The following is a 22,357-nucleotide window of genomic DNA, read 5'->3' as shown; positions in this document are numbered from 1 at the left end:
CCCGGGTCGGAGCGGACGGTCAGGCGCCGAGGTCGAACAGCGTCGCCGCCTGTTCCATGTCCTTGTCCCCCCGTCCAGAGAGGTTGACGACGATAGTGTCGTGGTCGTCGGCGAGTTCCTTCGTGAGGGCGACGGCGTGACTCGTCTCCAGCGCCGGGATGATCCCTTCGGTCTCCGAGAGGGTGCGGAACGCCTCGAGCGCCTGGTCGTCCGTGACGCCGTGGTACGCACACCGGCCGATGGCCCTGAACATGGCGTGCTCGGGACCGACCCCGGGGTAGTCGAGGCCTGCGGAGACGGAGTGGACCTCCACGTCGTCGTCGATGACGCGCGTCTGCATACCGTGGATGACGTCGGACTTGCCCTTCGCCAGCGGGGCCGCGTGCTTCTTGGAGTCGGCACCCTCACCGCCCCCCTCGGCACCGTAGAACGCGACGTCGTCGTCACGGAAGGCGTGAAAGAGGCCGATGGCGTTGGACCCCCCACCGACGCAGGCGACACAGGCGTCCGGCAGACTGCCCGTCTCCTCCAGTATCTGCTCGCGCGCCTCCTCGCCGATGACCGACTGGAACTCCCGCACCATCCGGGGGAACGGGTCCGGTCCCACCGCGGACCCGACGAGGTAGTGCGTGTCCGCCATGTTGTGTGCGAAATCCTCCAGGGCGGCGTCGACGGCGTCGGCGAGGCCGGAGCCGCCCCGCGTGACTTCGTTCACCTCCGCGCCCATCAGCCGCATCCTGAAGACGTTCATCCGCTGCCGTTCGACGTCCTTCTTTCCCATGTAAATCTCCGTCTCCATGTCGAACAGCGCGCCGACCATCGCCGTCGCCGTGCCGTGCTGTCCCGCTCCGGTCTCCGCGATGAGCCGCGACTTGCCGGCTTTCTTCGCCAGCAGGGCCTGTCCGACCGCGTTGTTGATCTTGTGCGCCCCACCGTGCAACAGGTCCTCTCGCTTGAGGTAGATGTCCGCACCGTACGCCTCCGAGAGGTTCGCGGCGTGGTAGAGCGGCGTCGGCCGGCCCGCGTACGGTTCGAGGACGTCTCTGAACTCGGCGTGGAACTCGGGCGTCCGGACGATGTTCTCGAAGGCGTCGGCGAGCTGGTCGAGCGGCTCTTCCATCATCTCTGGGACGTGCCGGCCGCCGAACTCGCCGAACTGTCCGTCGTCACCGGCCTCGGAGTCCTTCTGAGACATGCCCCATCGTGTCTCACTGTCGGACATATAGCTACCGCCGAGGCCGCCGAGCGACCGTCGTGCCACCCGTCGGGTGAGACTCTCCCGTGTTCGTCCGCCCCGGCGCGTGAGAAACGGACACACACCACATATCTCCCCGGAGAACTGACCGTTACCGCAGATACACTCGGGGAAAGCTCCGAGGCGGAACTGTTCGAGGGGCTGCCGTCGAACAACGGCCGTTCGGGTAGCTATATGCCTTTATTTCTAAACAAATTTTAGTAAAACGCCGAATTTCTAAACGGATACACAAGGCTTATACGTGTCTCGGCCGGCGTTGCAGTTGCAATGGCGAAAGGCAACGTTGACTTCTTCAACGACACTGGCGGCTACGGTTTCATCTCGACGGACGATGCGGACGACGACGTGTTCTTCCACATGGAAGACGTCGGCGGCCCGGACCTCGAAGAGGGACAGGAGGTCGAGTTCTCCATCGAGAGCTCGCCCAAGGGTCCCCGCGCTGCGAACCTCACGCGCCTGTAAGGTCGTCTCCGACCCAACCCGATTCGACTCTCGACTACTCGTGAGGGGCGCGGTGCCCTGCTGACGAGCGGACGCCCGTTTGCCCGGCACTTCCCGGCAGACGTCGTTTCTACACACCCACGAGCGACACGCTTCGACACGCTCGCGGCCGACGGACCGTCTCCGACCGGGACCGATATACCGGCGGGGGACGGCGTGGACGTATGAACGACGGAACCGCTCCGCCGAAGGGGGGCTGGTTCGAGGGTGTCGAGCGAGACGACGTCGACAGCGTCGCCGCTGCCATCACCGGCGGGGAGGCCGACGCGCCACGGGAGTGGCCGGCACTCGCCGTCGACGAGGGCGTCGTCGACTCCGTCGACGAGTACTACGAGTGGCTTCACGAGGCGACCGTCCGTGCCACGACGCGAGCGGTCAGAGCGCGCGAGCGTGCCGACGACCAGCAGTTGAAACACGCGGTACGGGCGATGGACGACGCGGCTCGGACGGCGAACGAACTCGCCGAGCGCGTCGAGGAGTGGGCCGGTGCACTCTTCGACGACGTGGGGAGCGGCGTCGACGCCGCCCGAGACGTCGCCGCGCGTACCCCGCAGGACCCAGCCGAGGAGCGTGTGGTGGCGCTGGCCTCGCAAGTGGTGGCGCTGGCGGACGAACGCGACGCGCTGCGAACCTTCCTCGAGACGCACGCGCCCGCGGTCGTTCCGAACCTCGCCGAGATGGCCGGGCCGGTGCTGGCCTCACGCCTCGTCGCGCTCGCGGGCGGGCTCGAACCGCTGGCGAAGATGCCCGCCGGGACCATCCAGGTGCTGGGAGCGGAGGACGCCCTCTTCGCGCACCTCCGCGGACACGCCCCCTCGCCGAAACACGGCGTCATCTTCACCCACGAGTTCGTCCGGGGGACGCGGCGGGCGGACAGAGGCTCCGCCGCTCGCACGTTCGCGTCGAAACTCGCGCTGGCCGCCCGTGCGGACCACTACGCCGGCGAGCGCCGCGAGAAGCTACACGCAGACCTCGCGGCCCGGATGGAACGGATCCGTGCCCGTGCCGAGCGTGAGGGAGGTGACGGCGCGTGAGTCTTCCCGGAGGCGTCGAGCGCCGGACGGTCGACGGACGCGACCGACTCGTGACCCGGGGAGAGCCGGTGTACGGCGAACCGTCCGTCGACGGCTGGCGGGTCTGGGACCCCGGACGGTCGAAACTCGGCGCGATGCTCACGCTCGGGATGGAGACGGGTCTCTCGCCGGAGGCGTCGGTCCTCTACCTCGGTGCCGCCTCGGGGACCACGGTGAGCCACGTCGCCGACGTCTGTGGTCCGACCTACGCCGTCGAGTTCGCACCGCGACCGACCCGTGACCTCCTCGACGTGGCCGGCAGTCGACAGAACCTCTTTCCGCTCCTGAAAGACGCACGGAAGCCGGAGACGTACGCGCACGTCGTCGAGTCCGACATCGACCTGCTCGTCCAGGACGTCGCGACGCGCGGGCAGGCGGACGTCGCCCTGCGGAACCGGCAGTTCCTCGCCGCGGACGGTCGGCTCGTTCTCGCGGTGAAGGCCCGGAGCGAAGACGTCACCGCCGCGCCCGAGGACGTGTTCGACCGGGTCGAAGCACGGCTCGACGAGGGGTACGACCTGCTCGAGACGCGGCGACTCGATACGTACCACGCGGACCACATCGCGGTCGTCGCGCGGCCACGGTGAGCGCGGTTCGGGGTGACGGTGGCCGGGTCCACCGTTTATTTAACAGCCGGGAGCCAAGCCCGCGTCGATGGACATCGGCTCGTCGGAGGCGTTCTCACGACTCGGGACGCTCGGCGTCGAAGAGGAGTTCTACATCGTCGACGAGGCCGGGCGACCGACGTCGGGAATCGACGACCTGGTGTACGGCGACGCGCCCCCGGAACTCTTAGCGGACCGACTCGACCACGAACTGTTCAAGTTCACCATCGAGACGCAGACGCCGCTCATCGAGTCCGTCGACGAGGTGGACGAGACGGTCCGAGCCGTCCGGAAGGCGCTCTCGACCCACGCCGAACGCCACGGCTACCACATCGCCGCCGCCGGCCTCCACCCGGCCGCGAAGTGGCGCGAACTCGACCACGCCGAGAAACCACGCTACCGCGCCCAGCTCGACCGCATCCAGTACCCTCAGCACCGGAACACGACGGCGGGACTGCACGTCCACGTCGGCGTCGACGACGCCGACAAGGCGACGTGGGTGGCGAACGAACTCCGGTGGTACCTCCCACCGCTCCTGTCGCTGTCGTCGAACTCGCCGTACTGGAACGGCTTCGACACGGGGCTGGCCTCCGCCCGCGCGAAGGTCTTCGAGGGCCTCCCCAACACGGGGATGCCGACGGCGTTCGACTCCTTCGAGGCGTATCTGCGGTTCGAGAAGCAGATGGTCGAGACCGGCTCGATCAACGACCGCGGAGAGCTGTGGTACGACGTCCGCCCCCACACCGGACACGGCACCGTCGAGGTACGGACGCCGGACGCCCAGACCGACCCCGCCCGCGTGACGGCGTTCACCGAGTACGTCCACGCGCTCGTGGTCGACCTCGCCGAGCGGTACGAGGACGGCGAGTCGGGGACACAGGTCCGGAGAGAACTGCTGGACGAGAACAAGTGGCGTGCGATGCGCCACGGTCGGGACGCGTCGTTCGTCAGGCCCGACGGCGAAGGGGTCGTCGACCTCGCGACCCACGTCGACGCCGAGTGCGACCGTCTCGGCGTCTCCGGTCTACGCGAGATTCTCGACGGGGAGTCCGGGTCAGCCCGCCAGCGCCGGATCCACGACGAGGAGGGGATGGACGCGCTCTGCCGTTCGCTGTTCGTCTGAACGCGTTCGCTCCAGTCGGCGAAGTGGGTGAATAATCGACAAAAACTATTTTGCTCCGTAGTTTTGACCTTCCCACGGACACACGATGGCTCCAGAGGACACCGACCCGGCCGAGGAGACGCACGACACGCACGACGACGGGTCCGTGGCCGACGTCGGGCCCGACACCGATGACGGACCCGACGAGGACGGTACCGACGGGCCCGACGACGTACTGGACGCGGACGCGGACTCGTCACCGACGGCGAAGGCGAAGGCGGCGCGCGAGCGACTCGAGGCGGAGGCTGACCGCGCCGTCGAGGGGTTCGACGAGAACGTCGTCGACCTGCTGGCGTGGCTGCTGGACACCGAGACGCGCGCTCGCATCTACGTCTACCTCCGGCAGCACCCCGGGTCGACGAGCGAGGAGGTGGCCGACGGCACCGGCCTCTACCCGAGTACCGTCCGCGAGGCGCTCGCGGAACTCAACAGTGAGGAGAAGGTGACGCGGAACAAGCGCGAGAGCGCCGGCGCGGGCAACAACCCCTACGAGTACGAGGCCATCGCCCCCTCCGACCTGGTCAACGGCGTCGTCGACCAGGTCCAGCGACAGCTGAACACGGTGTTCAACCTCGACCGACGCCTTGGAGGGGCCGACGCCGCCGAGGACGATTCGCCCGTGACCATCACCGTCGAAGACGAGCGCCGGACCGACTGAGGGAAGCAGTCGATTTTAAGAGTCGCCGCCACCACGCCCGGGTATGCACGTCGCCCTGGGCGGGACGTTCGACCCGGTCCACGACGGGCACCGTGCCCTCTTCGAGCGGGCGTTCGAAATCGGGGACGTCACCGTCGGCCTCACGAGCGACGACCTCGCACCGAAGACCCGGAACGTCGACCGGTACGTCCGGCCGTTCGAGGAACGCAAGCGCGACCTTGAGGAGGAACTCGCCCGGCACGCGGCCGCGTACGACCGGGAGTTCACCATCCGGCGCCTCGACAAACCGACCGGTATCGCGACCGAACCCGGCTTCGACGCGCTCGTCGTCTCCCCGGAGACCGAGTCGGGCGCGGAGGCGGTGAACCGCATCCGGCGCGAGAAGGGTCTCGACCCGCTCGAAGTCAGCGTCGTCGACCACATCCCCGCCGAGGACGGCGAACGCATCTCCTCGACGCGAATCGTCCGGGGAGAGATAGACGAACACGGGAACCTCACGCCCGACTGCGACGGGCGGTCCGCCGCGCGGGACCCACCCGCAGACGGCTGACACCCGGGACGGGGAACGGGGGGCAGTGGGTGGTGACCGCCGGCCGAGCGAGCGAAACATTCTCACACCTGATGGGTGTACCACTCTCTCATGCGCGCGAAGACGCTCGCCATCGCCGGGAGCATCCTCGTCGGCCTCGCCACCTTCGCGTTCGTCGGGTTCGGCGTCACGCACCTCATCGCTCGGCGGGCCGCCATCGGGGCGACCACCGACGCCTCCCCGCTCATCGGCGCGCCCGCGGGCGTCACGGCCGCAATCGTCAGTGGCCTCGTCACCTACTACGTGCTGTGGCGACACTTCGGCGTCCGGACGGCCTGAGTCCCCCTCGCCGTCCTCACCACTCCGGCGGCTGAAAGCCCGCGTCGCGGAGGAGGTCCTTCCAGCGGGTCTGAATCGAGAGTCGAGAGACGTCCATCGTCTCGGCGACGCGCGCCTGGGAGCGTTCCTCGCCGACGATGAGGCCGCCGGCGTAGAGGCTCGCGGCCGCGACGGCCGGCTTCGACCGCTCGGCCTCCGGGACGTGCGAGAGGAACAGGTCGACGGCGACCGAGCGGGCGTCCGCCCCGAGTTCGAGGCTGTCGCCGGCGCGGTCGATTCGGACCAGCCACTCCTCGTTCTCGACTCTGTCGCGGGCCCGGTACATACGGGCCGGTTCGACGCCGGTAAATAAAAAGCGTCCGTCGGTTCGAAGCGATGGGTTGAATCGTCGCGAGCGGAAACTCCGTGACGCGCGTGGGTAGCCAAGCCAGGAAACGGCGCAGCGCTTAGGACGCTGTCTCATAGGAGTCCGCCGGTTCAAATCCGGTCCCACGCACTGAGCGAACGGAGTGAGAGAAGGAGTAGGACCGGATTTGCGGTCCAGAGACGAGCGACCGACGGGAGCGAAGTGACTCCGGTTCGAATTCGGTCCCACGCACTTCTTCGCTCGAACACCGATGGGAGGAACGGACACCCACGTGACGGTCCGACTCCCGACCCGAACGTGGCTCTCGCACGTCGGGAACGCGACGACCGTCTCGCGAGGAGAGGGGGTGAACTCAGCGCACTGCCGCGTAGCCGGCCGACGCCTCGACGACCCGTCCGGTACGTGTGTCCTCGAACGCGGTGCCGTGACACTCGGGGCAGCGGTCGAAGAGGACGGCGACCGACCCCCCGCGTTCGACGGCTCTGACGGGTTGGTCGCAGCCACGACAGCGAAGGATTACCGAAGCGGGAATCATCGTCCTCCCTGCGGCCGGGCCGTTCGGGAGACGCCTGCTCCGCGCCGGTGTGGTCGATGGTCGGTTCGCCGCTGTGGTGAGGGCCCGTCCGTGTGTGGACGCATACCAGAACTGTGGTCGCCGGGATGACAAGTCCGTTGACCCCCACTAGTCGACCCCTTTACATGTGTTTGCGGTCGACCTTCTCGTCGAGTCCGATCCCAGTCGGCTGCCCGACGGTCAACGAGTTGTTGATGAGGTTCGTTTGTCCCCGCCGGAGTCGTTCGGAGACGGATTTGGCCGTAATCCCGAGTGCCTCGCCGACGTCCGCCTGCGTGGCCTCTCGGGGGATGTCGAAGTGACCCATCTCCAGCGCACGGATGAGCGCTTCCCGCTGCTTTTCGGTGACGTTGTACTGCCCGAGTTTCGGCTGCGTGAGGTCGTAGAGCCTGTGTATCCGGACGTCGATGTCGTTCGACCGGTAGAACGACCGGAAGTCGCCGAGGGCCGAGCGGTCCGGGAACCGGAACTTCATCGTCCACTCGCCGTCCGTGGCCGACGCCTCGAGCAGCGCCAGACTCTCGTGAGAGTCCGCCAGCCACTCGAGGAGACGCACTCGGTCTTCGCGCCACTCGAGACGGTAGAGGGCGCCTTCGGAGAACGTCGCGACGCGCCAGGCGCGGTCGACCGAGGGTTCCGCGACGAGGGCCTCGTAGAACTCCTGGCCGCACCTGTCGTCGGTCCAGAGGTAGGGGAGCGGCGAGTGGTTGGTCGGGACGAGCCGCTCCGTCTCGACGACGACGTCCGGGAACGTCCCGAGGAGTGTCTCGAGAGCGACGTCCGACGCGGGGATAGCACACTCGAGGACCACCATCGAGTCGTGTGGGTCGCGCTGTTCCTCGTCCGACGGCGGGGAGGTTCGCTCGGAGTCGTCTGGTACACTCATGTCTGTGTCGGGAACAGGGTGCTCTATGATGTGTCCCGCGTGACCGCCACGCGAAGAGAACGGAGTGTCGTACGCCGGAGGGGTGGCCCGGTTCCAGTGGCCTCGCGGAGAGGCGCGGACACACAGTGTGTCTGTCGTCCCGTGCCGTCAGTACACGTGCCACACACAAAGACCCCGGGACGTGACGGCTCACGTTGTCGTCACCACGCCGCGACATTCGGTGAGGCACGAGAACTGCCGTGGGTCGGTGTCGACCCGGAGAGTGTCGTCCGCACCCGGTCGGCCCGACGGTGTCCGGTACGAGAGCCTGTCTCAGACGGAGAGCAAGACGAGCGTGTATGCCACTACGCCGGCCCCGAAGGCCCCGAAGCTACTCCTCCGCTCCTCGGGCAGTTCCTCCTTGATAGCGTTGAGAACGACGCTGCCGCCCAGAAACGCGAGCAGGTAGCCCAGGGCCAGTTCGGGAACGTCGACGAGAACGCCCGCGAGAACGCCGCCGACGACGGCGAGGGCGAGAATCCAGCGGCCGAGATGGACGTACGCCTCGCGATGATGCTCTCGCAACCCGTGGTCGTTGACGACGAAGTGGAGCGCCATCGCCACGAAGTAGAGGGCGGCGGCTGCCAGACCGGACTCCTCCCGGTGGAGCGAGAGATACCCGACGAGCGCATTGTAGAGGGCGAACGAACTCACGTGGAGCCAGAAGGCGAGCGCGGACGCGTTCGTCTCGAACGCGGACACGACCTGTCGCCCCTCCGCCGTGCGGCGCGACTGGACGACGAACTGTTCAAGCCCGTAGAAGACAGTGAACCCGAACAGGGCGACGAGAAACAGCGGGAGTTCTGTCGCGGCCGGCGCTCCGGCGTCCACCGCGAGTTCCGACTGCCGTTCCGATATCTCGGGGAGGAGGTGGACGAACACGTACGCGACGGAGACTCCGCCTGCCATCGAGAGATACTGGCTGCGCGGAACGACCGCGAGGAATCGCAGTTTGCCGGCGAAGAGGTGGACGGCGGCGAGCCCACCTGCTATGAGGATGGTCGTAGCCGTTGTCGGCATGGCACCGGGTACGGCGTCTCGACCGAAAGGCAGCTTGCTGGCAAACCGTTCTCCGGTCGTCTCGCCGCCGGTCGCCCGACGACTCGGTCGGCCGAACGAGCGGCGTCGACCCGGCCCCGGTCCCCGACCTGCCGGGTGGCTCCGTGCCGTCGTGGCGTGAACGGAGACGGGTCGGGTTGTCGTCGACCCACGCCGGGCGTCGGCGCCGACGCTCACCGCCCGAACCACCCGACGGCCGGACCGTGACGACGTAAACCCTTATCCCACAGGGGTTCGAGTTACGGACCAATGGCGACCCTCTCTGAGCTCCTCGACGACCTCATCACGGACGTCGACGGCGTGTTCCTCTTCTCACCGAGCAGTTCGTTCTACGAACAGGTCGCAGCCAACGACGCCGAGACCGAAGTCGTGGTCGTCGCCCCACAGAACGCGGTCGAGGCCGAGTCGTTCGTCGAACTCCCCCTGGAGTTCGAGAACGTCCGCGACCGTATCCGGTTCGGCATCGAGGGAGCGATGGACCGTGGCCTCGTCGCGGAGGGAGACGACCTCGCCTGCTCCGTCGCAGTCTTCGACGGCGACCCGGACTCGGTCGTCCGCGTTCGCGTCGACGAGACGATGCGCTCGGGACTGTACGACCTGTTCACGCACTCGCGCGCGGAACCGGGCGTCATCCGCGACGTCTTCGAGGTGGCCATCGAACTGGGGAAGAAGGGACAGAAGGGCAAGCCCGTCGGGGCGCTGTTCGTCGTCGGCGACGCGGGCAAGGTGATGAACAAGTCCCGGCCGCTGTCGTACAACCCGTTCGAGAAGTCCCACGTCCACGTGGGCGACCCCATCGTGAACGTCATGCTGAAGGAGTTCTCGCGTCTCGACGGCGCGTTCATCATCTCCGACTCGGGGAAAATCGTCTCCGCGTACCGGTATCTGGAACCCTCCGCGGAGGGCGTCGACATCCCGAAGGGACTGGGCGCACGCCACATGGCCGGCGGCGCCATCACGCGTGATACGAACGCGACGGCCATCGTGCTCTCCGAGTCGGACGGACTGGTACGGGCGTTCAAAGGCGGTCAACTCATCCTGGAGATCGACCCGGAGGACTACTGACGATGCAGACGGCTGTGGAGTTGCTCGAGACGGTCCCGACACGCGTCTGGCTTGCACTGGGCGTCGTCGTCCTCGGCATCGTGTTAGGCTACCTGACGAGCCTCCTCCTCCAGCGCCTCCTCACGCGTCTCGGCGTGCCCGACACCATCGAGGGGACGTCGTTCGAGCGTATGGCCCGCGACTTCGGCACCTCGACCATTGTCATCGTCTCGCGCCTCGCGCGGTACTTCGTGATTGGCCTCGGCGTCCTGGTCGCCCTCTCGCTCGTCGGTCTCAACTACGTCGACCAGTTCGGCAGCGCCGTCGCGGCCTTCTTCCCGCAACTGTTCGTGGCCGCACTCATCCTCATCGTCGGCCTGGTCGTCGCGGACAAGGTCGAACTGTTCGTCGCCGAACTCCTCCGTGGAGTCAAACTGGAGCGCATCGACGTCATCCCGCTGGGCGCGAAGTACAGCGTCCTCTTCCTGGCGGCGCTCATCGCGCTCTCACAGGTCGGCGTCGCGACTGGCGCGCTCGTCGTACTGCTCGCCGCGTACTTCTTCGCGCTCATCGTCCTCACCGTCGTCGCGTTCAAACAGATGCTGGCGTCCGGCGCGGCCGGCATCTACCTCCTGCTCAATCAACCGTACGCCATCGGCGACGAGGTTCGCGTCGGTGAGACTCAGGGTATCGTTTCGGAGATGGACCTGTTCGTCACCCACATCGAGTCCGACGGGGAGGAACTCATCCTCCCGAACGACAAAGTGTTCGAGCGTGGCTTCGCCCGCATCCGGTAAGCCGGACGTCACGAATCCGGCCCGATTCCAGTCACGTAACGCGATTTATATCGCATTAATTACGGCCCGAATAGCTTCACGAACGGATAAAATAGACCGTTACAACGATAAGATATTCTGTAAAATATGACTTTCAAATTAATATTGTATTTCTATCATTTTCAGCGGTGATAGTTGGTGAGTTGATGTTATATATGTCCTCTCGAACTGTGAAACCGACGACCCTGCGGCAGGGGTCGCCTGGCACGCGAACCACAAACCATGTCCGAATCTTCGAACTCTCTGGCACGCGAACCCACGCGGACGACGACGGTCCGCAGTACCGACACCACGACCCCCCGAACCGACTACGACGCCGCCACGGTGGCCGAGACGCTCCTCCGGGCCTTCTACGCACAGGACGAGCGCGAGGCCTGCATCCGCGCCGGCGACGCGACCGGTGCGGTCGAAGCAGCGAACCTCGCCCGGGACCTGATGGGCGAGGCGTTCGTCGCGGAGTTCCCCCACGTCCCCGCGCCTCGGGCCCACCTCGCGGGCGTCCGCTTCGTGGAGGCGCTGTTCCTCCAGGACGAAATCGAGAACCGCGACGCCTTCGCAGCGGCTGTCGACGACGGACTCGACGAGTCGCTGTTCCTCACCGACGCCGATCCCCGCGACGGACCACTCCTCGACGACGCCCGCTGGGAACTGGTCGAGTCGTACCTCGTCGAAGTCTGTGAGTACGCGGCCATCGACGACGCCTACGCCAGCGCCCAGACGCGCTTCTGGAAGCTCCACGGCCAGGAGATGAACTGGATGGACGCGGCGGCGTCCGCCCACCGCATCAAGGTCGAGTCGATGCTCGATGGCGTCCCGGCCACGCCCGGGGACGTCGCTCGCCTCGCCGACTACTTCGTCGCCGGCGTCGCCGGCCACGACCAGTGGGAAGACGACGAGGTCGAAGCCGTCGACGGCATCCTCGGACTCGTCACCACCTACTACGACGAACTGTTCGCCCTCCGGGAGTGACCGTCGCCAGACGACCGGTACGCACGAGACCCACCGACACCCCGCACGAGACCCACCCCCTGTGACACCCCGTCCCGGCTGGCACGCCCGGGACCCCCGTCCTGGCTGGCACGCCCGGGACGACCACTGCACGAGACCCACCGACACCCCGCACGAGACCCACCCCCTGTAACACCCCGTCCCGGCTGGCACGCCCGGGACGACTCGTCCGCGCGCTCGTCTTCCGAACTCGTTTCGTCCGGAATCGAGACGCGAATTATTGATCCTCTCCGGAAACTCTTCGCATCGTATATGTAGCACACGCATTAAGCTCTCTGAGTCAGTAGATGTGGTATCCACATGTCCTCGCTGTCTCCCGCCGTCTACGTCGAAGCCTTCCACAGCGCGGATACGCCGATGCTCGTCTTCGACCTGAACTTCCTCGTCCGCGACGTCAACCGCGCGGGGCAGTCGTTCACCGGCTACACCCGCGAGGAACTGGTCGACGAACCCGTCTCGGTCATCGCCGGCGACGAGAGCGTCGTCGACGAAATCGTCGAGACGCTCATCCGTGGTGAGCCCTGGCAGGGTGAGTTCCCCCTCCAGACTAAGGCCGGCACGCGCGTCTACGGTCGGGGATCGACGGCCCCCGTCGTCGTCGACGGGAAGACGAAGGGGTACGTCGCCGTCTTCGTCGACACGACGAAACAGCGTCGATACGCGAGTACCTCGCGCGTCCTGAGTCGGTTGGTCCGACACGACCTCCGCAACGAACTGAACCTCCTGTACGGCTACATCGACCGGGCCGCGACGCAGACCGACGAACCCGAGGCGCTCGACGCGCTCGAACGGGCCCGGTCGCAGGTGATGACGGTCGTCGGGCGCTCCGACCGGGTCCGCGAACTCCGGGACCTGCTCGAACAGTCGTACGACGCCGAGAGCGACCCGGTCCGGCTCGCGGAGGTGCTCGAAGAGCGGGTCACGGCCGCCCGGAAGCGCTTCCCCGACGCCGACATCTCGCTCGGTCGCCTGCCGGGCGTCAGGGTACACGCGGACGACCTGCTCCCCGCGGCCATCGACGCGCTCCTCGAGAACGCCGTCGTCCACAACGACAAGGAGGCCGCCGAGGTGACCGTCGACGTCATCGACCGTCAGACCGACGTCGTCGTCCGTATCTGCGACAACGGGCCGGGCGTCCCCCGCGGACAGCGTGACCTCATCTTCGGCCGCGAGGACGTCGACGTCGTCCACCACGGCACCGGCCTCGGCCTGTTCCTCGTGGACAACATCGTCGACAGCTACGACGGGGCGGTCTGGGTCGAGGACAACGACCCCGAAGGCGCCGTGTTCGCCGTCCGCCTCCAGCACGCCTCCGAGGGCGTGGTCGGACAGGACGCCTTCGAACCGCAACCGCGCGTCGACGACTGACGTCCCTAGGCCCCGCTGGTCTCGTCGTCCTCGTCATCCTCGCCGTCCTCGCCGTCCTCGCCGTCCCGGGAGACGACGCGCGCCGGGACCCCGGCAACAGTCGCTCCCGGCGGGACGTCGCTGTCGACGAGGGAGTTCGCCGCCACCTGCGCGTCCGCGCCGATTCGCACCCCCGGGAGGACCACGGCACCCGCTCCGATCATCGCCCGTTCGCCGACGTGTACCTCCCCGGTCCGGTACTCCTCCTGGAGGAACTCGTGGCAGAGCAGCGTCGCGTCGTACCCGATGATGGCGTCGTCCTCGACGGTGATGAGTTCGGGCCAGAAGACGTCCGGCGTCGACTCCAGTCCCCACGCGACGCCCTCTCCCACGGACATGCCGAGGGCCCTGAACAGGTGGTTCTTCAGGCGGAGACTCGGTGACGCGCGGGCGACGAGGACGGCCGCGTAGTTCCGCGAGACGACCAGCGGGGACTTCGCGTCGGTCCACCGCATCAGGGAGTTCCCGCGCCCCTCCGTGGGGTGGCGGGTGAGTCGCTCGTGGCGGCGGCCGGCGGTCGAGTCCCCGTCGTCGTCACCGTCTCCGTCCTGGGCGTCTGTCACGGCTCCGGCTTCGACACCGGTGAGTAAAAACCCTCCCGCAGTCTCGTGGTCGACCACACCCCGGCGTCACGAGACCCCAACAGCCTCGTCGAGAACACCGGGGGCAGCCGTGCGTGGGGACGACTCCTTCAGAGGGCGTACGTCAGCCGTTCGCCGACGTCCAGTCCGCACCGGAGCGCCGCGTGGAGACGCCCCTCGCCGGCGACCCAGTCGCCCACGCAGTACAGTCCTGCCTCCTGTGCACGCTGGAGGGGGCCGCCCGGGACGCCCGCCTCCGGGAGCGCGTAGCGCCACCCCTGGTGGTCCGTCCACACCGGCTCCGTGAGCCGCGCGTCGCCGACGACGTCGGCAGTCGCCGCGGCGAGTGTGGCGACGTTCCGTTCGGGCGCCTCGTCGAACCGCTCCGTGGCCCACTCGTGGTTCGACTGGACGACGAGGAGGCTCTCGCCGTCGGGGACGTGGCCGGGTTTGCACTCCTCGCGGGCGACCCAGCCGACGTCGTGTTCCTTGTCCGTGTTGACGAGCGCGTAGTACGGGCGGTCGAGTTCGAAGTCGTAGCGGAGGACGGCGGTCCAGACCGACCGATAGTCGACGTCCGCGACGGCGTCGACGAGCGTCTCGCGCCGGTCGTCGTCCCACGCGGCCGTCCGGAGCAGGTCGGCCGTCTGTGGCGCCGGCGGGTTCAACACGAGCACGTCGAACGGTCCCCACCGCTCGCCGTCGGTGTCGACTACGGTCCACGTGCCGTCAGCCCGTTCGACCGTCTCCGCGCGGGTGTGGTGGTGGACGGACGCGTCGGTGGCGTCGAACAGGCGCTCGCCCACCTGGGTCAGTCCCTCCACGTAACTCCACTTGTGCTCGTCGGCGTCTCGCCCCGGCGAGACGGTCCCCTCGCAGTCGAACGTGTAGACCGGGTCCGTCACGTCGACCAGCCCGTCGGTCCCGAGCACTTCCTCCACGAGGCGGTTCACGCGCTCGTCGTCGGACTGCAGGTAGTTCGCGCCGTAGTCGTAGGTCGACGCGCCGTGGCGGCGGGTCGCGGCCCGGCCGCAGACCCCACCGGACTTCTCGAGGACGGTGACCGTCGCCGCGGACGCGCCGTCGACGACGTAGGTGAGTGCCGCCGCGGCCGCGCCGGCGCCGACGACTCCGACTCGCGTCATGTCCCGCCGTTGGCGTCGAGCGAGGAGAACCCTTCGACCCTTCGGCTCTTCGGCCGGGTCCGCTCTGCTCTCGGTCCGCCCGCAGTCGTGCGGTCCCGGGCCGACGCGTCAGCCGCGTAGCTCGTCCATGTGGTCGATGCGCTCGCGGAGCAGGTCGTGTTTCCCGATGTCGTGTCGGACGCGGAGTCCCTCGCCGACAGCGGCGAGCGCCCCGTCGGCCACACCCTCGGCCTTCTCGATGGTGTCGCCGAGACCGACCACGGCGAACGACCGCGACGTGGTGGTGTAGATGCCGTCCTCGCGCTCGTCGACCGAGGCGTAGAACAACAGCGCGGTCCCGACGCTCTCTTCGTCGACGTCGATTCGCGCGCCCGCCGCGGGGTCGCTGGGGTAGCCGTCGGGGACGGCGTACTTGCAGACGGTCGCCTGCTCCTCGAAGTGCAGTTCGGGGAGCGACTCGCCGTCGCGCGCGGCGGTCAGGACGTCGACGAAGGGCGTCCGGAGCACCGGGAGGGTGTTCATCGCCTCGGGGTCGCCGAAGCGGGCGTTGAACTCCACGACTTTCGGCCCCGAAGCGGTGAGCATGAACTGCCCGTAGAGGACGCCCTTGTAGTCGGGGAGGGCGTCGACGACGTCCTCGACGACCTCGACGGCCGCGGCGTAGTCGCCCTCCCGCATGAAGGGCAGGTCGAACGAGACGTTCGAGTACGACCCCATCCCGCCCGTGTTGGGGCCCTCGTCGCCCTCGTAGGCGCGTTTGTGGTCCTGTACCGCCGGCGTCACGCGGACGTCGCCGTTCGCGACGAATGCCTGCACGGTGAACTCCTCGCCGACCAGGCGCTCCTCGAGGACGACGCGCTCGTACGCCTCCTCGCGGAGGTACGCCTTCGCCTCCTCGGCCGTGACCTGGTCGCCGATGACCTTGACGCCCTTCCCGCCCGTGAGACCGGCGGGCTTGACCGCCAGGTCCCCGTCGAAGGAATCGATGTAGTCGCAGGCGGCCTCGGTGTCTTCGAACACCTCGAACGCCGGACAGCCCGGAACGTCGTGCTCCTGCATGAACCGCCGCTGGTACGCCTTGTCCGTCTCGATACGCGCTTCCGCCTGCCGGGGACCGAACGTGTACACCCCCGCGTCGTCGAGCGCGTCGGCGACGCCGGCTTCGAGCGCCGACTCCGGGCCGACCACGGCCAGTGTCGCGCCCACCTCGTCGGCGTAGGCGACGATGTCGTCGACGGCTGTCTCGTCGAGCAGTTCCACCGACTCGGCGAGTCGAGCGATGCCCGGGTTCCGGTTCGACGCACAGGCGTACAGCGCGCAGTCGTCGGCCACCGCGCGGGCGATGGCGTGTTCTCGGCCGCCTCCTCCCACCAAGAGTACGGTCTCCGTCATTACCGGAGGACTTCAGCACGAGAGTGTAAAGGTTGTCGTTCTGTCCGTGAATCCTGTACAGGGATATGCATCGTCGTGCCCGCAACCGTCGTCGGTCGCCGGGTCGTCTGGCCGCCCCAGCGGCGCTCCGGACGGTTCATGTGGCCGGAGACGAACCGTCGAGCGTGTCCGAGTCGAGTCGCGTCCTCGCTCTGGTCGCTCTCTCGCTAGCCCCCGGCGTTCTGGTGACGGCCACGGCCCTCGGCGTTCGTCACCGACTCGACGCGTGGTGTGAGCCGGGGTACGCCCGGGCGGCCCTCGTGGCGTGGCTCGCCGCTGCCGTCTGTCTCCTCGTGGCTCCCGTCTACGCCTGGTTTCTTCTGACGCGGGCCGGCGACTGCATCGGCGGGGCCGTCCCGTGCGGACTCGGTCCTCGACTGGCCATCGGGACGTACCTCGGCGGTCTGCTGCTGGTCGGGGTCGGTGCCGCTCTCCTCGTCGTCGGCCGTCCACGCCGTCTCGAGTGACCCACAGCGACAGTCGTGAACCGCTCTCTTTTGAGCCTTCGTCTGCAACGTCGACGCATGACAGAACCCGCCGGACGCAACCGACTCGACGAGGAGGAGAGCCCCTACCTCCGCCAGCACGCCGACAATCCCGTCCACTGGCAGCCGTGGGACGACCGAGCGCTGACGGAGGCCCGCGAGCGTGACGTTCCCATCTTCCTCTCCATCGGCTACTCCGCCTGTCACTGGTGTCACGTGATGGAGGAGGAGTCGTTCGCGGACCCCGAGGTGGCCGACTTCCTCAACGACAACTTCGTCCCCATCAAGGTCGACCGCGAGGAGCGTCCCGACATCGACTCCGTCTACATGACCATCTGTCAGCGGACGACCGGACGCGGCGGCTGGCCGCTGTCGGTGTGGCTCACGCCCGACGGCCGCCCGTTCTTCGTCGGGACCTACTTCCCCCCGACGGCGCGGCAGGGGATGCCCGGGTTCGTGGACGTGCTCGAACGCCTCGCCGAGTCGTGGGAACAGGACAGAGACGAAATCGAGAACCGTGCCGACCAGTGGAGTTCGTTACTCAGGAACGAACTGGAGGAGACGCCCGACTCGGGGGGAGACGTCTCCGCGGAGGCGCTGTCGAACGCGACGAGTGCCGCGCTCCGCAGCGCCGACCGCGAGTACGGCGGGTTCGGCTCCTCGGGGCCGAAGTTCCCCCAGCCGGCGCGGCTGGACCTCCTCCTGCGTTCGTACGTCCGGACCGGAGAGGACGACCCCCTGCAGGTCGCCACGCGGACGCTGGACGCGATGGCCGACGGCGGGATGTACGACCACCTCGGCGGCGGGTTCCACCGCTACGCGACCGACCGCGAGTGGGTGGTTCCGCACTTCGAGAAGATGCTGTACGACAACGCGCTCCTCCCGCGGGTCTACCTCGGCGCGTACCAGCTCACGGGGACGGAACGGTACGCGCAGGTGGCACGGGAGACGTTCGCGTTCCTCGACCGCGAACTCTCCCACCCCGAGGGGGGATTCTACAGCACGCTCGACGCCCGGAGCGGGGGCGAGGAGGGGACGTTCTACGTCTGGACGCCCGAACAGGTGGCCGACGTGCTCGACGACGACGACCTGGTGGGACTCGTCTGTGACCGGTACGGCATCACCCCCGGCGGCAACTTCGAGGGGGCGACGGTCCTGACGCTCGCGGCGAGCCTCTCGGACCTCGCAGACGAGTACGACCTCGACGTCGAGACGGTACGGGAGCGGCTCGACGACGCACGCGACCGACTGTTCGAGGCGCGCGAGGAGCGCGTCCGACCGGCACGCGACGAGAAGGTGCTTGCGTCCTGGAACGGGATGACCATCTCTGCGCTGGCGCTAGGTGGGCGCGTCCTCGACGAGTCGTACGCCGAGCGTGGCGCCGAGGCACTCGCGTTCGTCCGCGAGAGGCTGTGGGACCCCGAGGCGGAGCGACTCGCCCACCGGTACAAAGACGGCGACGTGAAAGGGCCGGGCTTCCTCGAGGACTACGCCTTCCTCGCCCGGGGGGCGTTCGACCTCTACCAGGTCACGGGCGACGTCGACCACCTGGCGTTCGCGCTCGACCTCGCGCGAGTCGTCGAGGAGGAGTTCTGGGACGAGGAGCGAGAGACGCTGTACTTCACGCCCGCGAGCGGCGAAGGACTGGTGACGCGGCCACAGGAACTGTCGGACCAGTCGACGCCCTCGTCGCTCGGTGTGGCGGTCGACCTCCTCTTCGCGCTCGACGGGTTCGCTCCCGACACCGACTTCTCCGACGTCGCTCGACGCGTGCTCGAGACCCACGCGAACCGGATTCGGGGCAATCCGATGGAGCACGTCACGCTCGCCCTCGCGGCCGACACGTACCACCGGGGGGTGCTCGAACTGACGCTGGCGGCCGACGAACGCCCCGCCGCGTGGCGCGAGACGCTCGCCGCGCGCTACCTCCCGGCGGCCGTCGTGACACAGCGGCCGGAGACCGACGCTGGACTGGGGTCGTGGCTGGAGCGACTGGACCTCGACGAGGCTCCGCCCGTCTGGGCGGGTCGGGAGGCGCGTGACGGGCCGACGGTGTACGCCTGCGAGGGCTTCACCTGCTCGCCGCCGAAGTCGTCGATAGCCGAGGCGCTCTCGTGGGGCGCGGACGGGAACGAGTGACGCGACCCCGTGGTGTACGGGCCTCCGACTCGCTGTCGACTCGCTGTCGACTCGCTGTCGACGAGCGCTCAGTCGGCCGCGGGGCCGTGGCCCACGCCGTAGTGGCTCCCGAACACGTCGACTGTCACCTTGAGGAGGCCGACGAGGATGGGACCGACGAACAGGCCCATCACTCCCAGCAGGTACGTCCCGCCCGCCACGCCGACGAAGATAAGCGCCCCGTGGATGCTCGTCTCCTCGCCGATGAGCCACGCGCGGAGGTAGTCGTCGGTGACGGCGACGGCCGTGAACCCCCAGACGACGACGAACGCGGCCGACAGCATCTGCCCGTTCAGAGCGAGATAGAGCACCGCCCCGCCGAGGACCGGTGAGACCCCGACCACGGGGACGACAGCCAGGAACATCATCACGACGGTGAGACCGAGCGGGTTAGGGACGCCGGCGACGAAGAGGCCGATTCCCGCGACGATTCCCTGGACGACGGCGACGGCGACGTGGCCCTTGAGGACCGCCCAGACCATCCCGTTGGTCGACTCGAACAGTTCGTCGCGGACGTCGGGCGCGAGCGGCACCGTCCGTCGCAGCCACGCGACGAACGACCGGCGGTCGACGAGGAGCGAGTAGAGGACGAACGTCAGCAGCAAGAACCCAACGAGCGCGTCGAGACTCGCACGGATCGCCGTCTCCGCCTGCGCTCTCGCGTAGGTCGTCACCCGTTCGACGGCCCGCCGAACGAGCGGTTCGACAGAGACGGAGTACCCGGTGGACCGCTCGACGGCGCGGTGTATCTGCTGGAACTCACTGGCGGAGAAGATGCCGTCGAGGAGGACCGTACCCCGCGTGACCAGAGCGTTGACGCCGAACGCGAGCGGGACGACCACCGTCAGGACGACAGCCGTCACCAGGAGACCGGCGGATACCCGTGGGTCGAGGCGTCGCTCGAGTCGGCGCTGCGCGGGGACGAGCGCGACTGCGAGGAACCCCGTCGCGAGCAGCCACGAGAGCAGCGGCTCGACCAGGAGCCACGACACCACCACCAGGGTGGTCAGGAGCACCCACGCGAACACCGTCCGAGCGCCGACGTCGCGCGTTCTCATCGGTCCGCCCGACGGCGGGGGACAGTCCCGTCGCTGACGGCGGTCGTCTCCTCGTGGTTCATAGTTACGATGTGGGCCGTAACGCCGAAGTGCCGCCGGCCTGCAGTGGAAAGCCCCGCGTTCTGTGTCCGGCGTCAGTCGTCGGCGTCGACCGAACTCGGCGTGAGTCGCTCCGCGAGGTACACCGCGATGGGGACGGCCTCCTCCTCGACGAACCGCGCCACCTCCGCGCCGTCACGTTCGACGACCACCGTCGGAATGCGTTCGACGTCGTACTCGTCGACCCTCGGCCCGACCTTCGAGCCGTCCGCCTCCTTCTCGACCGGGTAGTGGTCGACCCGTTCGTCGGGGACGCCTGCCGCCGCCAGCGCCGCACCGAAGTCGGGTAGCTGTGCCCGGCAGTCCTTGCACCAGTCGCCGCCCCACACGTTGAACGTGAGGCCCTCTTCGGAGAGGGCGTCGACGACTGCGGGGTAGGAGTCGGCGTCCCACGCCGGGTTCGGTCGCATCGTCTCGAGTCGGTGGGTCTCGCTCATCGACCCTGGGTTGGAAACGGAGCGTAATAACGCTGTTCGGCCGCGGCGCGACCTGTCTACCGGGTCCGGCGCCTGATGCGACGGGCCCCGTCCCCGCCCGTGACGGCCACGTCGAACGGCTGCGTCATCGTCGCCACCGTCTGTTCGTCGTGCGCGGCGGGGTCGATGGTGGCGACGAGCACCGCCCGCTCCCGGTCGACCCGGCCGCTGAGAACGTGCACGAACCGGAAGGCGGCCTCGGGCGTGGCGTGCTGTAACAGCACCGTCAGCGAGTCCAGTTCGACCATGACGGGGCCGTCGACGTCCTCGAACACCCGGGTGAGCGCCACACCGTAGTCCGTGAGGTTGTCCGGGCCACCGACCCGGTAGACGCGACTGGCGTCGACCCCGTTGGGGACCGTCGGCGCGATGAGACGGGTGTGCTCGTCGGCCTCGAACCCCGGCGGGGGGGCGCCGAAGCAGACGTCAACCCTGGTGACGCGTTCGTCGCCGAGACGGGCGGTCAGGTCGAGTCCCGGCCGCGGCTCGAACGCGGTTCCGTGGACGAGTATCGACGACTCTTCGGCGTGGAGGGTGATGGGTCCGTCCGTCAACTCAGTCATGTTGTGTGGGTGAAACGTGTGCATAGTATAAAATTACACGGCAGTTATCTCTCCCCAGTCCGTCATCGGTTTACCGTCCGGCCTGCAACCGGGCGTATGGACCGGAGCATCCTCGACACCGTCGGCTCCCCGCTCGTGGCAGTCTCCTCCCCCGAAGGGACGACGGTGGCGGCGAAGATCGAGTCGAAGAACCCGGGCGGGTCGGCGAAGGACCGTCCGGCGCTGGCGATGGTCGAGGCCGCCGAGGAGGCCGGCGACATCGAACCCGGCGACGCTCTCGTGGAACCGACGAGCGGCAACACGGGTATCGGTCTCGCAGTCGTCTCCGCGGCGAAGGGGTACGACCTCACCGTCGTGATGCCCGCCTCGAAGTCACCCGAACGCAGGGGCATCATGAAGGCCTACGGCGCGACCATCGAACTGGTCGAGGGCGACATCTCCACGGCGAAAGACCGCGCGGACGAACTCGAAGCCGAGGGGATGGTCCAGTTGCGGCAGTTCGAGAACCCCGCCAACCCCGAGGCACACTACCGGACGACCGGCCCCGAGATACTCGAACAGGTCGACGAGAGGGAGATCGACGCGCTCGTCGCGGGCGTCGGAACCGGCGGCACGATCACGGGGACGGGGCGCAGACTCCGCGAGGCGTTCCCCGAGATGGAAATCGTCGCCGTCGAACCCGCCGACAACGCCGTTCTCTCGGGTGGTGAACCCGGTATCGACGACTTCCAGGGGATGGGCCCGGGGTTCGTCTCGCCGAACCTCGACGTGGACCTCCTCGACGCCGTCGAGACCGTCACCATCGACGAGGCCGAGGCCGAGTGTCGGCGACTGGCCCGCGAGGAGGGAATCCTCGTCGGCCAGTCCAGCGGCGCGTCGAACCTCGTCGCCCGGAAGGTCGCAGGCCGGCTCTCGGAGGAAGGTGTGGAAGACCCACTCGTCGTCACCGTCTACTGGGACAGCGGCGAGCGCTACATGTCGACGGGGATGTTCGACGAG

At 68.1% G+C, this 22,357-nt stretch carries 25 protein-coding genes and 1 tRNA gene; 15 read left to right on the top strand and 11 right to left on the bottom strand.

Annotation, left to right across the window (positions count from 1 at the left end; translation table 11 throughout):
- Positions 1-19: 19 nt before the first annotated feature.
- The gene (gene trpB, locus ACESK5_RS06495; protein ID WP_372910737.1) at positions 20-1,195 is read right to left on the bottom strand and encodes a tryptophan synthase subunit beta; all 1,176 of its coding nucleotides are present in this window, start codon (positions 1,193-1,195) and stop codon (positions 20-22) included.
- A gap of 327 nt (positions 1,196-1,522) precedes the next feature.
- Here trpB and ACESK5_RS06490 point away from each other — a divergent pair, with 327 nt between their 5' ends.
- The 7 genes from ACESK5_RS06490 (at position 1,523) to ACESK5_RS06460 (ending at position 6,122) form a co-directional block, all read left to right on the top strand.
- Entirely contained in the window at positions 1,523-1,717 is a 195-nt protein-coding gene (locus ACESK5_RS06490; protein WP_136591900.1) for a cold-shock protein, read from the top strand.
- 203 nt (positions 1,718-1,920) lie between these two features.
- A complete protein-coding gene (locus ACESK5_RS06485) occupies positions 1,921-2,790 on the top strand; it encodes an NOP5/NOP56 family protein (RefSeq protein WP_372910736.1) in 870 nt (289 codons plus the stop codon).
- Positions 2,787-3,416: a fibrillarin-like rRNA/tRNA 2'-O-methyltransferase gene (locus tag ACESK5_RS06480; protein WP_372910735.1), complete on the top strand. Its 630-nt coding sequence runs from the start codon at positions 2,787-2,789 to the stop codon at positions 3,414-3,416. Before ACESK5_RS06485 ends, ACESK5_RS06480 begins: the two co-directional genes overlap by 4 nt.
- A 67-nt stretch (positions 3,417-3,483) precedes the next feature.
- On the top strand, positions 3,484-4,557 hold the full coding sequence (locus ACESK5_RS06475; RefSeq protein WP_372910734.1) for a glutamate--cysteine ligase: 1,074 nt from the start codon (positions 3,484-3,486) through the stop codon (positions 4,555-4,557).
- Positions 4,558-4,642: 85 nt separating this feature from the next.
- Entirely contained in the window at positions 4,643-5,254 is a 612-nt protein-coding gene (locus ACESK5_RS06470; RefSeq protein ID WP_372910733.1) for a winged helix-turn-helix transcriptional regulator, read from the top strand.
- A gap of 43 nt (positions 5,255-5,297) precedes the next feature.
- Positions 5,298-5,804: a phosphopantetheine adenylyltransferase gene (locus tag ACESK5_RS06465; protein WP_372910732.1), complete on the top strand. Its 507-nt coding sequence runs from the start codon at positions 5,298-5,300 to the stop codon at positions 5,802-5,804.
- 90 nt (positions 5,805-5,894) lie between these two features.
- Entirely contained in the window at positions 5,895-6,122 is a 228-nt protein-coding gene (locus ACESK5_RS06460; protein WP_372910731.1) for a hypothetical protein, read from the top strand.
- A gap of 16 nt (positions 6,123-6,138) precedes the next feature.
- Here the strand turns inward: ACESK5_RS06460 and ACESK5_RS06455 are convergent, their stop codons facing one another.
- Complete coding sequence (locus ACESK5_RS06455) at positions 6,139-6,447, bottom strand: transcription initiation factor IIB family protein (RefSeq protein WP_372910730.1); 309 nt, start codon at positions 6,445-6,447, stop codon at positions 6,139-6,141.
- 87 nt (positions 6,448-6,534) lie between these two features.
- Here ACESK5_RS06455 and ACESK5_RS06450 point away from each other — a divergent pair.
- Positions 6,535-6,618: transfer RNA gene (locus ACESK5_RS06450), tRNA-Leu, on the top strand.
- A 223-nt stretch (positions 6,619-6,841) separates the two neighbouring features.
- Here ACESK5_RS06450 and ACESK5_RS06445 read toward each other — a convergent pair.
- The 3 genes from ACESK5_RS06445 to ACESK5_RS06435 all read right to left on the bottom strand — a co-directional run bounded on the left by ACESK5_RS06445 (position 6,842) and on the right by ACESK5_RS06435 (position 9,008).
- A complete protein-coding gene (locus ACESK5_RS06445) occupies positions 6,842-7,024 on the bottom strand; it encodes a hypothetical protein (protein ID WP_372910729.1) in 183 nt (60 codons plus the stop codon).
- Between the two features lie 160 nt (positions 7,025-7,184).
- A complete protein-coding gene (locus tag ACESK5_RS06440) occupies positions 7,185-7,949 on the bottom strand; it encodes a helix-turn-helix domain-containing protein (RefSeq protein WP_372910728.1) in 765 nt (254 codons plus the stop codon).
- A 312-nt stretch (positions 7,950-8,261) separates the two neighbouring features.
- Complete coding sequence (locus ACESK5_RS06435; protein WP_372910727.1) at positions 8,262-9,008, bottom strand: hypothetical protein; 747 nt, start codon at positions 9,006-9,008, stop codon at positions 8,262-8,264.
- A gap of 288 nt (positions 9,009-9,296) precedes the next feature.
- Between ACESK5_RS06435 and dacZ the strand changes: the two genes are divergently transcribed.
- The 4 genes from dacZ (at position 9,297) to ACESK5_RS06415 (ending at position 13,303) form a co-directional block, all read left to right on the top strand.
- Positions 9,297-10,112 carry a diadenylate cyclase gene (gene dacZ, locus ACESK5_RS06430; RefSeq protein ID WP_372910726.1) on the top strand — a complete coding sequence of 272 codons (816 nt, stop codon included), beginning with the start codon at positions 9,297-9,299 and terminating at the stop codon, positions 10,110-10,112.
- A 2-nt stretch (positions 10,113-10,114) separates the two neighbouring features.
- A complete protein-coding gene (locus ACESK5_RS06425; protein ID WP_372910725.1) occupies positions 10,115-10,888 on the top strand; it encodes a mechanosensitive ion channel domain-containing protein in 774 nt (257 codons plus the stop codon).
- Between the two features lie 261 nt (positions 10,889-11,149).
- Complete coding sequence (locus tag ACESK5_RS06420) at positions 11,150-11,896, top strand: hypothetical protein (RefSeq protein ID WP_372910724.1); 747 nt, start codon at positions 11,150-11,152, stop codon at positions 11,894-11,896.
- Positions 11,897-12,235: 339 nt separating this feature from the next.
- Positions 12,236-13,303 (top strand): ATP-binding protein, encoded by a 1,068-nt coding sequence (locus tag ACESK5_RS06415; RefSeq protein WP_372910723.1) that lies wholly within the window; start codon positions 12,236-12,238, stop codon positions 13,301-13,303.
- Positions 13,304-13,308: 5 nt separating this feature from the next.
- Here the strand turns inward: ACESK5_RS06415 and ACESK5_RS06410 are convergent, their stop codons facing one another.
- From ACESK5_RS06410 to purD, 3 genes are all read right to left on the bottom strand, one after another.
- A complete protein-coding gene (locus ACESK5_RS06410; protein WP_372910722.1) occupies positions 13,309-13,905 on the bottom strand; it encodes a DapH/DapD/GlmU-related protein in 597 nt (198 codons plus the stop codon).
- A gap of 128 nt (positions 13,906-14,033) precedes the next feature.
- A complete protein-coding gene (locus tag ACESK5_RS06405) occupies positions 14,034-15,068 on the bottom strand; it encodes an NAD(P)/FAD-dependent oxidoreductase (RefSeq protein WP_372910721.1) in 1,035 nt (344 codons plus the stop codon).
- A gap of 108 nt (positions 15,069-15,176) precedes the next feature.
- Complete coding sequence (gene purD / locus ACESK5_RS06400; protein WP_372910720.1) at positions 15,177-16,460, bottom strand: phosphoribosylamine--glycine ligase; 1,284 nt, start codon at positions 16,458-16,460, stop codon at positions 15,177-15,179.
- A 164-nt stretch (positions 16,461-16,624) separates the two neighbouring features.
- Between purD and ACESK5_RS06395 the strand changes: the two genes are divergently transcribed.
- Both ACESK5_RS06395 and ACESK5_RS06390 read left to right on the top strand, forming a co-directional pair.
- Positions 16,625-16,966: a hypothetical protein gene (locus ACESK5_RS06395; RefSeq protein WP_372910719.1), complete on the top strand. Its 342-nt coding sequence runs from the start codon at positions 16,625-16,627 to the stop codon at positions 16,964-16,966.
- Between the two features lie 57 nt (positions 16,967-17,023).
- Entirely contained in the window at positions 17,024-19,123 is a 2,100-nt protein-coding gene (locus tag ACESK5_RS06390) for a thioredoxin domain-containing protein (protein WP_372910718.1), read from the top strand.
- A gap of 68 nt (positions 19,124-19,191) precedes the next feature.
- Here the strand turns inward: ACESK5_RS06390 and ACESK5_RS06385 are convergent, their stop codons facing one another.
- The 3 genes from ACESK5_RS06385 to ACESK5_RS06375 form a co-directional block, all read right to left on the bottom strand.
- Positions 19,192-20,220, bottom strand: coding sequence for an AI-2E family transporter (locus ACESK5_RS06385; protein ID WP_372910717.1), 1,029 nt, complete (start codon positions 20,218-20,220; stop codon positions 19,192-19,194).
- A 134-nt stretch (positions 20,221-20,354) separates the two neighbouring features.
- Entirely contained in the window at positions 20,355-20,756 is a 402-nt protein-coding gene (locus ACESK5_RS06380) for a thioredoxin family protein (RefSeq protein WP_372910716.1), read from the bottom strand.
- A 56-nt stretch (positions 20,757-20,812) separates the two neighbouring features.
- Positions 20,813-21,358 carry a hypothetical protein gene (locus ACESK5_RS06375; RefSeq protein WP_372910715.1) on the bottom strand — a complete coding sequence of 182 codons (546 nt, stop codon included), beginning with the start codon at positions 21,356-21,358 and terminating at the stop codon, positions 20,813-20,815.
- A gap of 96 nt (positions 21,359-21,454) precedes the next feature.
- Here ACESK5_RS06375 and ACESK5_RS06370 point away from each other — a divergent pair.
- Positions 21,455-22,357: PLP-dependent cysteine synthase family protein (locus ACESK5_RS06370; protein ID WP_372910714.1), on the top strand; the 903-nt coding region annotated here is incomplete at its 3' end.

The sequence above is a fragment of the Salinigranum sp. genome, from assembly GCF_041641895.1.
Lineage (GTDB): Archaea > Halobacteriota > Halobacteria > Halobacteriales > Haloferacaceae > Salinigranum.
The sequence above is the reverse complement of the archived record's forward strand: the minus strand, read 5'-3'. Positions and strand labels throughout refer to the sequence as shown.